Consider the following 13662-nt stretch of genomic DNA (forward strand, 5'->3'; position numbering starts at 1 on the left):
CGTCTCAGCCCTGGGCGCGACGTTCCGCCGACCGCATCGTCTCGCGTGCCGTGTCCAGGAGGCGCTGCATGGCCCACACACCGAGGTCGTCGAGCGATAGCGGACGGCTGATGAGGTAGCCCTGGTAGAGGTCGCAGCCCGCCGCGGCGAGCAATGACATCTTCTCCGGCGTATCGACCCCTTCGGCAATGACCGACATGTCCTGCGCGTGGCAGAGCGCGATCAGCGCGCGCAAGGTGGGAAGCGCTGCCGACCGGGTCAGGCTCTCCACCAGCTCCCGGTCGAGCTTGATGGTCTCGGCCGGATATTCGATGATCTGCTGGACCGACGTATAGCCCGCGCCGAAATCGTCTATCGAGATGCGGAAGCCCTTGGCGCGCAGGATCTCGATGTTGCGGCGCGACTGCTCGCCCAGCTTGACCGCGAAGGTCTCCGTCAGTTCGATCTCGATCAGCCGCGCATCGACGCCATGCCGGTCGGCGCAATCGCAGAAGTGATCGCTGATCGACTTGGTGTAGAGCTCGGCGGACGAGATGTTGATGCACAGGATCGTCTCTGCGCCGAAGAGCTTCCTGACATGGCCGTAATCGGCCATCGCGCGGTTGATCACCCACCAGTCGATCTTGCTGAAAAGGCCCGTCGTTTCCGCGATGGGAATGAACTCGTCCGGCGTGACGTTGCCAAGCACCGGCGAGGTCCAGCGCAGCAGCGCCTCGCAGCCCGTGACCTTGCCCTGGCCGTTGACGATGGGCATGTAGACGAGATGGAACTGCTCGTCGGCATTGAGGATGCGCAGTTCCTCCTCGATGCGGCGCCGGCGGTTGCGCTTCTCGTGCAGGGAGCGGGAATAGCGCGCCGAGCCGTTCTTGCCCTGCGACTTGGCCTGGTACATGGCCGCGTCCGCATTTGCGATGAGTTCGGGCAGCGTGCGCGCGTCCTCGGGATAGACGGCGATGCCGATGCTGGCGGTGACCGGATAGGCCTTGTCCAGCACTTCGAAACCTTCGGCGAACAGTGCCAGGATATCGCCGGACAATTCGGTGATCGTGCCGGCGCCGGGCTGGCAGCGCAGCATGATGGCGAATTCGTCGCCCGACAGGCGGGCGAACAGCCCGGCCGGCAGCTGGCGCTCGACGACGATGCGCGCGACGATGGCCGAGATACGGTCGGCGAGCGTCTTGAGCAGCTCGTCGCCGATCTTGTGGCCGTGCTTGTCGTTGACGAATTTGAAGTTGTCGACGTCGATGAACAGAAGCGTGCAGCCGATGCCGGCTTCCGCCGCCTCTTCGAGCAATTGCGTCGAGCGGATGTTGAAGTATTCGCGGTTGGAGATGCCGGTCAGCGTATCCGTCCACGAGGCGTTCTGCACGAGGTCGAAGGAGTGCATGGACTGGTCGTGCAGGCGCTTGACGTTGACGGAGAGGCGGCCGATTTCGCCGATCTCGTGCATTTCGGGCAGGGCGCTGCGGTTGCCGGTCATGACTTCGGTCAGCTGGCGGTCGAGGCGGGCGATCGGGTTGGTGATGTAGCGGCGCACGAGCACCAGCACGAGGACGATGGTGCACAGGCTGAGTGCGATGGCGCCGAGCGCCAGCAGCATCCTGAGCGTCGAAAGCCGTTCCTCGAGGAAGCCCGGTTCCGGCGTCAGGCGTGCGAAGAGCGAGGGGCCGAGCGTGGCTGTCGCTGAAAGCCCGCCCTGCGCGAGGAACTGATGCCGGGCGATCTCGACCGTCGCGCCATATTCCTTCTCGAGCGCCCGCTTCAATTCGAGAAACGCCTTCGGCCGCACCGCCGTCTGCACCAGGATCGATTCGGCCTTGGCGCTGGCGACCGGGCGATTGAAGGTCACGGGGTCGATGAATTCGGAATGCACGATGAGCGGCTCGATGCCCGGCGTGTCGAGATAGGTCCACGAGGAGAGCCGCGGGCTGTCGATGGTGTGGCGGATGAGCTCGAGCTGCTGCGGCGTGATCTCGGCGAAGGGATCGTCGCTGTCCTCGAAATAGTAGTCCACCGTCAGCGGCGGGCGGATGATGGCGGCGGAAATGAAGCGCTTGCGATCCTCGGAGAGCGAGGTGATGCTCTGCTGCAGCCGCACGCCGAGCGCCATGCGGCGGTAATCGGCATTCGGCTCGTTGACGAACAGGCGCACCGCACCGCCTTCGACGAGCGAATAGAGGAAGCTGCGGTTCTGCATCACGTCGTTCTGGAAGACGGCGGTCAGCATGCCGATCTGCTGCCACAGGCGCGCACGCTCCAGCCCGGCAATGGACGAGCTCTGCACATAGTAGATGAGGGAAGCCGCAAGCACATAGCCTGCGAGAACGACGGGAAAGATGAGGGCGAGGGCGCGTTTACCGAGCGTCACTGAATTGAGCCAGACTGCTGAGGATGCGACGGCGGGCCTGTACCGATTGAACGGTCAGTTCCTCCTGAAGCTGGCTCTTAGCCAGGATTTCCGGGGCCGCATAGATTTCGGGATTGGATTGCATGTCTTCCGGCAGCAGCGCCATCGCCGCCTTGTTTGCCGTGGGCATGTTGAGCTTGATGGCATTGCGCGCGCTGTTTTGCGCGTTGCCGATGTAATCGACCAGTTTCAGCGCCAGCGCCTTTTCCTTCGAACGCTCGCTGACCGAGATGCAGTCGAGCCAGGACAGCGTGCCTTCCTTCGGCACGGCATAGCGCCACAGATGCGGTTTGCCCACCTTGTCGTTGAGGGTGAACTGGTCGCCGCTGTAACCGAGCGCCATCCAGATGTTCGGCCCCTTGTCCGGGCTCTGCACCGAGGTGATGGCGTAGTCGTAGGTCAGCACATAGGGGGCCTGCGCCTTCATCATGTCGTAGGCGGCCTTGAGCGTTTCGTTGTCGTTGGCGTTCACCGATTTCCCAAGCAGCACGAGCGGCGCGACGAAGGCTTCGGCATGATCGTCGTACATCGCGATATGGCCGCGCAGGCTTTCCGCGGGCTTCATGATATCGGCCCAGGAGGTCGGCGGCGTCGTGATCTTGTCGGAGCGGTAGAGGATGCCCATCGTTCCCCACAGATAGGGAACGCCGTAGCCGCCGCAGCGCTTGGTCCAGCTCTCCTCGTAGTCCTTCAGCGCCGGCACGTTGCCGGTGTCGAGCGCCGTCAGGATGCCGCGATTGCCGTAGAGCTTCGCGCCGTTCTCGTTGGTGACCACCACGTCGATATTGCTGTTGGGGTCGGCAAGGATCTCGTCGCGCACGTCGCCGCTGTCATACAGCGTCTGGCGAACCTCGGCGCCGGTTTCGGCGGTGAAGTCGGCAAGCACCTGTTCGTCGATATAGGCTTCCCAGATCAGCAGGCTGAGCGTCGTCGCCTGCACAGGCCCTGCCACGGCGAGGGCCGCCACTGAGACTGTTGCGAAAAATGCGCTGCGCATGACGATGGCCCCGTTGCCGTTCCACAGCGCACGATACCGGCGGAAGGCTTTATGAAGCGTTACAACCCCAAGGTCGGAAAGCGTGTTAGCCTCACTTTTCCGTGCTTGCAGGCGTGCTGCGATATATTGTGGACGGCCCGCCCGCCGGCCCCCTTGCGGTTGGCCTTGCGCCATCGGCAAACTATGGTCGCCGCCCGCCGTCATCCCACAGGAGTTCGTCATGGCCCCGACCCCGCTCAAGATCGCGAACCTGATCGCCACGGAGATCAAGGCAACCGCCGCGCAGGTGACGGCGGCCGTCGAACTGATCGACGAGGGCGCGACGGTTCCCTTCATTGCCCGTTACCGCAAGGAAGTGACCGGCGGGCTCGACGATACCCAGCTGCGCACGCTCGCCGAACGGCTCGCCTACCTGCGCGAACTGGAAGCCCGCCGCGCGTCCATCCTCGATTCCATCGCGGGGCAGGGCAAGCTGACCGACGAGCTGTCCGCCCGAATCGCCGCCGTCACCACCAAGGCCGAGCTTGAGGATATCTATCTTCCCTACAAGCCGAAGCGCCGCACCAAGGCGGAAATCGCCCGCGAACGCGGCCTTGGCCCGCTCGCCGAGCAGATCCTTGCCGACCGCGCGCTGGTGCCGGCGGAGCTCGCGGAAAAATTCGTCTCCGCCGACGTGCCCGATGTGAAGGCGGCGCTGGAAGGCGCGCGCGACATCGTCGCCGAGCAGCTCACGGAAAATGCCGACCTTCTCAAGCGCCTGCGCAACTATATGAAGGACAACGCCTTCCTGCGCTCGCGCGTGGTCGAGGGCAAGCAGGAGGCCGGCGCGAAGTTCTCCGACTATTTCGACCACACCGAACGCTGGGCGACCGTGCCCGGCCATCGCGCGCTCGCCATGCTGCGCGGCTGGAACGAGGAGTTCCTGTCGGTCGATATCGTCGTGGACCAGGACAGCACCGAGCCGGTCAAGCCCGTCGAGCGCATCATCGCCTCCTTCTATGCCGTCGGCACCAGGCCCGGCGACAAGTGGCTGGCCGACGTCATCGGCTGGACGTGGCGTGTCAAGCTCTCCATGTCGCTGTCGCTCGACCTGATGCGCGAGATGCGCGAACGCTCGGAGGAAGAAGCGATCCGCGTCTTCGCCCGCAATCTCAAAGATCTGCTGCTTGCAGCCCCCGCCGGAACGCGCGCCACGATGGGCCTTGATCCAGGCATCCGCACCGGCGTCAAGGTCGCCGTGGTCGACAACACCGGCAAGGTGGTCGAGACGACGACGGTCTATCCCTTTCCGCCGAAGAACGATGTGCGCGGCACGCAGGCCGAACTGGCCGCGCTCATTCGCAAGCACAAGGTGGAGCTGATCTCGATCGGCAACGGCACGGGCAGCCGCGAGACGGAAAAGCTCGTCGCCGACCTGCTCGCCCAGCTTCCGGCGCCCAAGCCCACCAAGGTCATCGTCTCGGAGGCTGGTGCCTCGGTCTATTCCGCGTCGGAAACGGCGGCCGCCGAGTTCCCGAACCTCGACGTGTCGCTGCGCGGCGCGGTGTCCATTGCGCGCCGCCTGCAGGATCCGCTCGCCGAACTCGTCAAGATCGAGCCGAAGTCGATCGGCGTCGGCCAGTACCAGCACGATGTCGACCAGAGCAAGCTGTCGCGTTCGCTCGATGCCGTGGTCGAGGATGCCGTGAACGCCGTCGGTGTCGACCTCAACACGGCGTCTGCGCCGCTTCTCGCGCGCGTTTCGGGTCTCGGCAAGTCTTCCGCCGAAGCCATCGTGGCGCATCGTGATGCCAACGGCCCCTTCGAAAGCCGCAAGGAACTGATGAAGGTCGCGCGCCTCGGTGCGCGCACCTTCGAACAGTGCGCCGGCTTCCTGCGCATCCCGAACGGCAAGGAGCCGCTCGATGCCTCGTCGGTCCATCCCGAAGCCTATGGCGTCGCCAAGAAGATCGTCGCCGCCTGCGGCCGCGACCTGCGGGCGCTGATGGGTGACAGCGCGGCGTTGAAGCAGCTCGATCCGAAGCTGTTCGTCGATGAGCGCTTCGGCCTGCCGACCGTCAAGGACATCCTCGCCGAACTGGAAAAACCCGGCCGTGATCCGCGTCCGGAATTCAAGACCGCGACCTTCGCCGATGGCATCGACGACATCAAGGACCTCAAGCCCGGCATGCTGCTGGAAGGCACCGTGACGAACGTCGCCGCTTTCGGCGCCTTTGTCGATATCGGCGTGCACCAGGACGGTCTGGTGCACGTCTCCCAACTCGCCGACCGCTTCGTCAAGGATCCGCACGAGGTGGTGAAGGCCGGCGATGTCGTGAAGGTGCGGGTGACGGAAGTGGACGTGCCGCGCAAGCGCATCGGCCTCACCATGCGCAAGGACGGGGCGGCCGCAGCACCGCGCGACAACGCCGCGCGCAACGACCGCAACACCCAGATGAAGCCGAAGTTCAGCCAGGCCGCGCCCAAGCAGCAGGCCACGTCGCAGGGGGCCTTCGGCGCCGCGCTCGCCGAGGCGATGAAGAAGAAGTAGCCCTAGTTTTCCTAATGGCTGCCGGCAGAAATCGTCGTTTGTTTTGACCCCGTCCCTTGCGCATAGTCGCGGCATGGGCGGGCTCAAACGGGCCGGGCGCGCAGCGTTCGGTGCCCGGTAGACAGGACAAATGACGATGACGATGACGATTTCACGCCGGCAGGCGATGGCCGGCGCTCTGCTCACGATTCCCGCCGTTGCGGCAATGACGCGCTCCGCCCGGGCCAACGGCGACGGTGCACTCGGCAAGCGGCTTGCCGAACTGGAAGCGCGCCACACGGGCCGCATCGGCGTTGCCATACATAATCTCGCAACGGGCGCCCGGCTCGGCCATCGCGCCGATGAGCGGTTCCTGATGTGCAGCACCTTCAAGGCGCTGCTGGCGGCGCATATCCTCGCGCGCGTCGACCGCGGGGAGGAAACGCTCGACCGGCGCATCGTCGTCAAGACATCGGACCTCATCGACTGGTCGCCGGTGGTGGAAAAGCATGTCGGCGATGCCGGCATCTCGGTTGCCGCGCTGTGCGAGGCGACGATCACGCTCAGCGACAACGCCGCCGCGAACCTGCTGCTTGCCGCGTCGGGCGGCCCGGAAGCCGTCACGGCCTTCCTGCGCGGTTTCGGCGACACGGTGACGCGCCTCGACCGCACGGAGCCGACGCTGAACTATCACGATAGCCCGGCCGACGAGCGCGACACCACGACGCCGGCCGCCATGACAGACACCCTGCACAGGCTCGTTCTCGGCGATGTGCTTTCGCCGCAGTCCAAGGCGCAGCTTGCCGCGTGGCTGGTGATGAACAAGACGGGCGATACGCGGCTGCGCGCCGGCTTCCCGGCGAACTGGATGACCGGCGACAAGACCGGAACGAACGGCGACAAGGCCGGCAACGCCAATGATGTCGCCATCGCCTGGTCGCCGGATCGCGGCGCGATCGTGGTGACCGCCTTCGTGGAGATGCCCGGCATCTCCGGCGACGACCGCAACGCCATCATCGCCGAGATCGGCCGCATCGCGGTCGAGGTCTGATTTTGCGGGGCGCCGTCGAAGGGCGGGGCCTCAGCCCTCCAGTTCGTCTTTCAGCGCCGACAGCACGGTCATGGCATGGCCGGCATACTGGCTGATCCAGCGGTCATGGATGGCCTGGATCGGCAGGGCGTTGAGGTGGTTCCAGCGCTCGCGGCCCTCTCTGCGGGGAATGACCAGGTCCGCCTCTTCCAGCACCTTCAGGTGCTGCATCACCGTGCAGCGGTCCATTTCCGGAAATTTCTCGCACAGTGCACGCGTCGTGAGCGGTGCGGCCTTGATCGCATCCAGCATCTGCCGCCGCTTGCCGTTGGCAAGCGCCTTGAAAACGGCGTCCTCTATCGATTCGGTTGACATGTTATATTTTTATAACATATTTTGACCGGGTACAAGACAGGGAGGGCGGGTACGCCCCAAGGAGGACGGCATGACGCTGGAATTTCGCGTGAACGGGCGGATCGGCAAGCCGGTTGCCGAGGTTTTCGACGCGGTGGTCAATCCGAAAAAGCTGAGTGGCTACTTCACGACGGTCGGTGGCGCGAGCGCGCCGCTGGTCGAGGGCACGACCGTCACCTGGTGGGGCATGGCGCCTGTCATCGTCGACAAGGTGGAGGAAAACGCCCTCATCGTCTTCCGGTGGGATGCGATGGTCGACGAGGGGGAGGCGCCCTACAAGACACGCGTCGAGATGCGCTTCAAGCCGCTCGACGACGGCGGCACCATGGTGACCATCGCCGAGACCGGCTGGCGCGACGACGCGCGCGGCCAGAAGTCGTCCTACATGAACTGCGAGGGCTGGTCGCAGATGCTCGCCTGCATGAAGGCCTATGTCGAGTACGGCATCAACCTGCGGGAAGGCTATTATCCAAGCGAAATGAAGGGTGTGGTCACCTCCGAGCAGGAGGATTTCACGTGACGGAGGTGGCGGTGGATATGCAAATCACGGGCGGCATTAATATCGCCATGAAGGTGCCGTCACATCGATATGCGGCGACCGTTGCCTTCTATCGGGACGTCGTCGGCCTTAAACCCTTCGAGGCGAAGGCGCCGGTCGCCGGTTTCGAACTCGGTCCCAACCGACTGTGGATCGACGAGGCGCCGACCTACAGTCAGGCGGAAGTCTGGCTCGAACTTTTCACGCCCGACCACAAGGCCGCGCTCGGATATCTCGAGCAGAACGGCGTCGTGCGTTGCGACGCCGTCGAGGATCTGGGAGAGGGCTTTCGCGGCGGCTGGATCATGAACCCCGCCGGCATCGTGCATATGGTGCGCGAGCCCGACGCCTGGTGAGGCGCGTCAGATAGCGGCCGGCGGCACCAGGCCGTCGGAGGCGGCCATCGGGCCGGGCTCCTCGACCGGCGTATGGTGTTGCAGCACCACGACGCGGCTGCCGGTGGGAACGCGGCCATAGAGGTCGATGATGTCCTGGTTGAACAGCCGGATGCAGCCGCTGGAGACCGCCTTGCCGATCGACCACGGCTCGGATGTGCCGTGGATGCGGAAGAGCGTATCCTTGCCGTCCTTGTAGAGATAGAGCGCGCGGGGTCCGAGCGGATTGGTAAGGCCCGGCTCCATGCCGTCCGCCCATTTCAGGTTCCGCTCGGGTTCGCGCGCGATCATGTTCTGGGTGGGCGTCCAGCGCGGCCATTCCGCCTTGCGGCCGATGCGCGCCGCGCCCTCGAATTCCAACCCCGCCTTGCCGACGCCGATGCCGTAGCGCATCGCCATGCCGTCGCCCTGCACGAGATAGAGGAAGCGCTCCTGCGTATCGACCACGATGGTGCCCGGCGGCTCCATCGTCTGGTAGGCCACCTGCTGGCGGAAGTATTTCGGGTTGACCTTGCTGATGTCCATCGCCGGCAGCGGGAAGCGCTCGTCGGGATGCGGCCCGTACATCGCCACATGCATCGGATCCGGGCCCTTCTGCCTCACCTCCATGACCGTCGTGGCGCAGCCGGCGAGCGTCGAGGCGAGAACGAAGAGGGCGATGGAGCGAAGCAAACGCATGAAAACGGCACCTGTCATGTCAGTGAAATGAGGCTTTTGAGCCTTCGGGTGGTCTTTCGGGGGCAAAGCGGGCGAGGGCAGGGCGAGAAGAAAGCGAAACTGTGGCAAGGGCTTGGGTGTGGCCTCCACGCCACGCGGCGTTCCGCCGCACGGGGACCACCCACCCGCCTTGCAGCGACGGGGCCGAAGGCGTAAGGCTTGGCCATGCAGTGGAGTGATGAGGCCATCGTTCTGGGCGTTCGGCGCCATGGCGAAACGTCCGTTATCGTCGAGGTCATGACGCGTGGCCGCGGCCGGCATCTCGGCATGGTGCGCGGCGGCCGCTCGCGGACCATGCAGCCGGTGCTCCAGCCAGGAAACTCCGTCGATGTCACCTGGCGCGCGCGGCTCGATGAGCATCTCGGCGAATTCCGCATCGAGCCTGTGGAACAGCGCGCGGCCCGGCTGATGGAAACGGCGACCGCCGTCTACGGCGTGCAGGCCATGGCCGCACTCCTGCGCTTCCTGCCGGAGCGCGATCCGCATCCCCATCTCTACGAGGCGCTGACCGTCATCCTCGATCACCTGCACGAGCCCTCTGCCGCGGGCGAGCTTCTCATTCGCTTCGAGCTCGCCGTCCTCAACGACCTCGGCTTCGGCCTCGATCTCCTGGAATGCGCCGCCACCGGCTCGCGCGAGGACCTCTGCTACGTCTCGCCCAAATCGGGCCGCGCGGTCTCGCGTGCCGCCGGCGGGCCCTGGGCAGACAGGATGCTGGCGCTGCCGGCGTTCCTGGGTGATGAAAGCCGCCACGCCGCCGATGCCGCCGCCCTTTCCGATGGCTTCCGGCTCACGGCCTTTTTCCTCAACCGCTACGTCTGCGAGCCCCGCGGCCTGACCCTCGCCAACGCCCGCGACGGCTTCGTGCAGGCAGCGCTGAAGGCGCTGGGGACGGCGGAAGAGATGCGGGCCGGGGAAGCCGGCACGTGACCGTTGCGCATGGCGCTGATCGCTCAAGCCGAAATCGCCAATCCAATCCTGTGAAGAGATCGCGCGCCTGAAACGTAACCCTGTTTGGCGTTTGAAGAAAAACGGGTAGTCTGCCGCCCGAACCTGGCCGTCCTGGAGTTGTAATGCTGGAAATCCTTACCCTCGTCGCGTTCGGTCTGGCGCTCTATACCCTCAACGCATCCCGCACCAGTGCGCAGAAGATCAGCGAAGAGGTGCTGCGCCTCCGGCGCGAGGTAGAGGCGCTGAAGGCGGCAGGTCCCGTGGCGGCGGCCGAGGCGGGGAAGGCCGACGATGTCGCGACGGCGGATGCCGCGGACGAGCCCGAACAGAAAACGTTCGAAGGCCCATGGGCAGGAACGACCGGCGAGCTTGAAAAGGGCCGCGCCATCTTCGGCGGCGCGCCGGCCGAAGAAGCGCCGGAAACCGTCGCGGCAAGCGAGACGGCGCCGGATGTTTCCGCGGCTCCGGCCGCCACGCCTGTCGCGACCCCGGCCAAGCCGCGCGAAAGCTTCGAAAGCCGCATCGGCGCGCGCTGGGCCGTCTGGGTCGGCGGCGTCGCGCTGGCGCTTGGCGGCATCTTCATGGTGAAATACTCCATCGAGGCCGGGCTGCTCAGCCCCGCGGTGCGCCTGTCGCTCGCCGCCGTCTTCGGTCTGCTGCTGATCGCCGTCGGCGAGTTCGTGCGCCGCCGCACCCAGCCGCTCATCGCCAACGCCTTCCAGAACGCCATGATCCCCGGCGTGCTGACGGCCGCCGGTGCGCTGACGCTCTTTGCCGTCACCTATGTCTCCTACGCGGTCTACGGCTATTTCGGCCCGCTGACGGCCTTCGTGTTGCTGGCGGTCGTTTCCTTCGGCACGATCGGCCTGTCGCTGCTGCACGGGCAGGCGCTGGCGGGTCTCGGCCTGCTCGCCTCCATGCTGACGCCGGCTCTGGTCTCCACGGAAAATCCGAGCGCCTGGGGCCTGTTCGGCTTTCTCGGCATCGCGTGGCTCGCCACCTTCGCCGCCGCGCGCATCCGCCGCTGGCAGGCGGTGCCGGCGCTTGCCAATGCCGGCATGCTGATGTGGACACTGCTCTATCTGACGCAGGCGAGCTATGTCGATGTCATTCCCGTGCTTCTGACGATGCTGCTGCTGGCGCTCGGCCACGGCCTGCTCTGGCCGGGCAGCGTGACGGCGGAAGACGTTCCGCGTCCTGCCGCGACGTCCGCGACACCGACACCACCGGCGTCGCCGTCGACCGCGCTCGACCGCCTGTTCGCTCCGCCGCTGCTTGCCGTTTCCCTGACCGGCGCGCTCGCCATGGCCTTCCCGGCGCTCGTGCTGGCCAGCAAGGTGCCGGCGATTGCGCATGGCGAATACGCCTTCGCGGCCATCGTGCTGGCGCTGGCCGTTCTCGGCACGCTGCGCGGCTGGGCGATCTATCCGGCGCTGCTGTCGGCCATCGCTGCCGTCGGCGGCGTCATGAAGATGACCGCGCTGCCGGGCGGCCTGATCGATCCGTTCACGCTGATCGAACCGCCGACGCTGGATGGTGCGCAGCCTGTTTCCGTCCTCGGCATGGTGCCGGTCAATCTGCTGCTCGTCCTGGCGGTCGCCTATGCCGCGGTCGGTCTCGTCGCGGTGCGCCTGCAGGGCAGGGGCGAGCGTGCCTTCGCCGCGATCTGGAGCATATTGGCGCCGGCCGTGCCCTTTGCGATCCTTGCCGTCAGCTTCCTGACGCTCGGCAATCTCTCCTTCGATCCCAAACACGGTCTTCTCGCCATCGTTCTCGGCCTCGTCTTCTTCGCGGCCGCGGAGATGTTCTCCCGCGAAAGCGAGGCGCAGGACGGCGCCGACGTCACGCAATGGGCCTTCGTCGCCGGCGGCTTCGCCTTCCTCGTCCTTGCGCTGCACGCTCTGACCGACGGCCTGGCGACCACGCTCGGCATCGCCGTGCTCGGCACGATCGCGGTCTTTGCCACGCGCCTGCGCCGCTGGCCGGTCCTGCCCTGGCTGATGGCGGCCGCGGCGATGCTCGTTGCAGGCCGCATTGCCTGGGAGCCGACCATTGTCGGCGCGGCCAATCTGTCGAAGACGCCGGTGTTCAACCAGCTTCTCGCCGGTTACGGCATTCCCGCCGCACTGCTCGCGCTCTCCGCCTTCGAACTGCGCCGCTGGCCGGGTGAACGCATCCGCAATCTCCTGCAGGCGCTCGCCAGCCTTTTCGTGCTGTTGACGGCAGCGATCCTCGTGCGCCACGGCATGAACGGCGGCGTGCTCGACAGCGCCGTGCCGACGCTCGGCGAACAGGCGACCTATACGCTGCTGATCATCGGCGCCTCGGCAGTCATGATGTCGCTCGACCTCAAGTCGCCAAGCCCGGTCTTCCGCTATGGCTCGATGGTGGTCGGCGTGCTTTCCGTCCTGTCGGTGCTGAGCGCGCATTTCATCGGCCTCAACCCCTATTTCACCGGGGAACTGCTCGGCAAATGGCCGGTGCTCGACCTGCTGCTGGTCGGTTACCTGCTGCCCGGCCTCGCCTATGGCGGTCTGGCGCTCTATGCGCGCCACCGCCGGCCGTTGCCCTATGTCATCATGCTGGCGCTCACGGCCGTGGCGCTCGCCTTCGCCTGGGTGACGCTCTCGGTTCGCCGCTACTGGCACGGCGAGGGCATTGCCGACTGGAAGGGTTTCCTCCAGCCGGAGACCTATGCCTATTCCGTCGTCTGGCTGCTGCTCGGCGTCATGCTTCTGGCGATCGGCTCGAAATTCGATTCCCGCAGCATCCGCCTTGCCTCCGCCGGCCTCGTGCTGATTTCCGTGGTAAAGGTCTTCCTCGTCGATATGTCGAACCTCGAAGGCATCCTGCGGGCGCTTTCCTTCATCGGGCTCGGCGCGGTGCTGATCGGCATCGGCCTGTTCTACCAGAAGATCCTGTCGCGAAAATCCGGGACGGAGGATGCGGCGGAATTGAACGCCGAAGCGTGACGGGCTAGGGAAGGGGCACCATTCCGGGATCGCTCCATGTCCTTCGCCTGTCTTGCCGCCGCATTCTCGCCGCTCGGAGACCTTGCCGAACGCCTGCTGCCGCAGGCCTTCGCCGCCGATGACGGCTCGCACGACGCCGCCCATCTCATCCGTGTGTGGAAGAACGCCCGCCGCATCCAGGCCGAGGAGGGCGGCGACCTGCGGCTGCTTGCCGCCGCCGTTCTGCTGCATGATTGCGTGGCCGTGGAGAAGAATTCGCCGCTGCGGGCGCAGGCCTCGCGCCTTGCCGCGGAAAAGGCTTCGCGCCTGCTTTCCGCCGAAGGCTGGCAGGCGGCGGATGTCGCCGCCGTCGCGCATGCCATTCTCACGCACAGCTTCTCCGCCAATATCGCGCCGGAGACGCTGGAGGCGAAGATCGTTCAGGATGCCGACCGGCTTGATGCCATCGGCATGATGGGCGCGGCGCGCTGCTTCTACATTGCCGGGCGCATGGGCAGCGGCCTTTACGATCCCATGGATCCGCTCGCCGAAAATCGCCCGCTCGACGACAAGGCCTTCGCCATCGATCATTTCGAGGTGAAGCTCTTCAAGCTTGCCGATGGCTTTTGCACGCCGACCGGCAGCCGTATGGCGGCGGAAAGGACGCAGCGCCTGCGCGTCATCCGCGACATGATGCTGGATGAAATCTGAGGAAAAACATGCTTTTGTGATGCCGGATTGAATCGATCCGGC

11 protein-coding genes are annotated in these 13662 nt (G+C 65.7%); 7 read left to right on the forward strand and 4 right to left on the reverse strand.

The window, feature by feature from the left end; translation table 11 throughout:
• Positions 1 to 4 precede the first annotated feature (4 nt).
• Entirely contained in the window at positions 5 to 2368 is a 2364-nt protein-coding gene (locus tag K6301_RS04410) for a putative bifunctional diguanylate cyclase/phosphodiesterase (protein ID WP_247219540.1), read from the reverse strand.
• Positions 2355 to 3404, reverse strand: a complete 1050-nt coding sequence (locus K6301_RS04415) for a polyamine ABC transporter substrate-binding protein (protein ID WP_247219541.1) — start codon at positions 3402 to 3404, stop codon at positions 2355 to 2357. The genes K6301_RS04410 and K6301_RS04415 overlap by 14 nt, the downstream gene beginning before the upstream one ends.
• A gap of 220 nt (positions 3405 to 3624) precedes the next feature.
• On the opposite strand from K6301_RS04415, the gene K6301_RS04420 reads away from it, so the two are divergent.
• Positions 3625 to 5934 carry a Tex family protein gene (locus K6301_RS04420; protein ID WP_247219542.1) on the forward strand — a complete coding sequence of 770 codons (2310 nt, stop codon included), beginning with the start codon at positions 3625 to 3627 and terminating at the stop codon, positions 5932 to 5934.
• A 136-nt stretch (positions 5935 to 6070) separates the two neighbouring features.
• On the forward strand, positions 6071 to 6964 hold the full coding sequence (bla, locus tag K6301_RS04425) for a BKC/GPC family carbapenem-hydrolyzing class A beta-lactamase (RefSeq protein WP_247219543.1): 894 nt from the start codon (positions 6071 to 6073) through the stop codon (positions 6962 to 6964).
• Between the two features lie 30 nt (positions 6965 to 6994).
• Here bla and K6301_RS04430 read toward each other — a convergent pair whose 3' ends face one another.
• Positions 6995 to 7318 carry an ArsR/SmtB family transcription factor gene (locus tag K6301_RS04430; RefSeq protein ID WP_247219544.1) on the reverse strand — a complete coding sequence of 108 codons (324 nt, stop codon included), beginning with the start codon at positions 7316 to 7318 and terminating at the stop codon, positions 6995 to 6997.
• 70 nt (positions 7319 to 7388) lie between these two features.
• Here K6301_RS04430 and K6301_RS04435 point away from each other — a divergent pair, with 70 nt between their 5' ends.
• Together K6301_RS04435 and K6301_RS04440 are read left to right on the forward strand one after the other, a co-directional pair.
• The gene (locus K6301_RS04435; RefSeq protein WP_247219545.1) at positions 7389 to 7877 is read left to right on the forward strand and encodes an SRPBCC domain-containing protein; all 489 of its coding nucleotides are present in this window, start codon (positions 7389 to 7391) and stop codon (positions 7875 to 7877) included.
• A gap of 17 nt (positions 7878 to 7894) precedes the next feature.
• Positions 7895 to 8251: a hypothetical protein gene (locus K6301_RS04440; RefSeq protein WP_425475385.1), complete on the forward strand. Its 357-nt coding sequence runs from the start codon at positions 7895 to 7897 to the stop codon at positions 8249 to 8251.
• Positions 8252 to 8257: 6 nt separating this feature from the next.
• Here K6301_RS04440 and K6301_RS04445 read toward each other — a convergent pair whose 3' ends face one another.
• Complete coding sequence (locus K6301_RS04445; RefSeq protein ID WP_247219547.1) at positions 8258 to 8968, reverse strand: L,D-transpeptidase; 711 nt, start codon at positions 8966 to 8968, stop codon at positions 8258 to 8260.
• Between the two features lie 204 nt (positions 8969 to 9172).
• On the opposite strand from K6301_RS04445, the gene recO reads away from it, so the two are divergent.
• The 3 genes from recO (at position 9173) to K6301_RS04460 (ending at position 13620) form a co-directional block, all read left to right on the forward strand.
• The gene (recO, locus tag K6301_RS04450; RefSeq protein WP_247219548.1) at positions 9173 to 9937 is read left to right on the forward strand and encodes a DNA repair protein RecO; all 765 of its coding nucleotides are present in this window, start codon (positions 9173 to 9175) and stop codon (positions 9935 to 9937) included.
• A gap of 143 nt (positions 9938 to 10080) precedes the next feature.
• Positions 10081 to 12930: a DUF2339 domain-containing protein gene (locus K6301_RS04455; RefSeq protein ID WP_247219549.1), complete on the forward strand. Its 2850-nt coding sequence runs from the start codon at positions 10081 to 10083 to the stop codon at positions 12928 to 12930.
• 36 nt (positions 12931 to 12966) lie between these two features.
• A complete protein-coding gene (locus tag K6301_RS04460; protein ID WP_247219550.1) occupies positions 12967 to 13620 on the forward strand; it encodes an HD domain-containing protein in 654 nt (217 codons plus the stop codon).
• Positions 13621 to 13662: the final 42 nt, after the last annotated feature.

The sequence above is a fragment of the Shinella oryzae genome (assembly GCF_023038235.1).
GTDB classification, from domain to species: Bacteria; Pseudomonadota; Alphaproteobacteria; order Rhizobiales; family Rhizobiaceae; genus Shinella; species Shinella sumterensis.

What these genes read in the sequence shown, in the direction of transcription:
- K6301_RS04415 (WP_247219541.1), bottom strand. Translation starts at nt 3,404, where the DNA reads ATGCGCAGCGCATTTTTCGCAACAGTCTCAGTGGCGGCCCTCGCCGTG.
- K6301_RS04420 (WP_247219542.1), top strand. Translation starts at nt 3,625, where the DNA reads ATGGCCCCGACCCCGCTCAAGATCGCGAACCTGATCGCCACGGAGATC.
- bla (WP_247219543.1), top strand. Translation starts at nt 6,071, where the DNA reads ATGACGATGACGATTTCACGCCGGCAGGCGATGGCCGGCGCTCTGCTC.
- K6301_RS04430 (WP_247219544.1), bottom strand. Translation starts at nt 7,318, where the DNA reads ATGTCAACCGAATCGATAGAGGACGCCGTTTTCAAGGCGCTTGCCAAC.
- K6301_RS04435 (WP_247219545.1), top strand. Translation starts at nt 7,389, where the DNA reads ATGACGCTGGAATTTCGCGTGAACGGGCGGATCGGCAAGCCGGTTGCC.
- K6301_RS04440 (WP_425475385.1), top strand. Translation starts at nt 7,895, where the DNA reads ATGCAAATCACGGGCGGCATTAATATCGCCATGAAGGTGCCGTCACAT.
- K6301_RS04445 (WP_247219547.1), bottom strand. Translation starts at nt 8,968, where the DNA reads ATGCGTTTGCTTCGCTCCATCGCCCTCTTCGTTCTCGCCTCGACGCTC.
- recO (WP_247219548.1), top strand. Translation starts at nt 9,173, where the DNA reads ATGCAGTGGAGTGATGAGGCCATCGTTCTGGGCGTTCGGCGCCATGGC.
- K6301_RS04455 (WP_247219549.1), top strand. Translation starts at nt 10,081, where the DNA reads ATGCTGGAAATCCTTACCCTCGTCGCGTTCGGTCTGGCGCTCTATACC.
- K6301_RS04460 (WP_247219550.1), top strand. Translation starts at nt 12,967, where the DNA reads ATGTCCTTCGCCTGTCTTGCCGCCGCATTCTCGCCGCTCGGAGACCTT.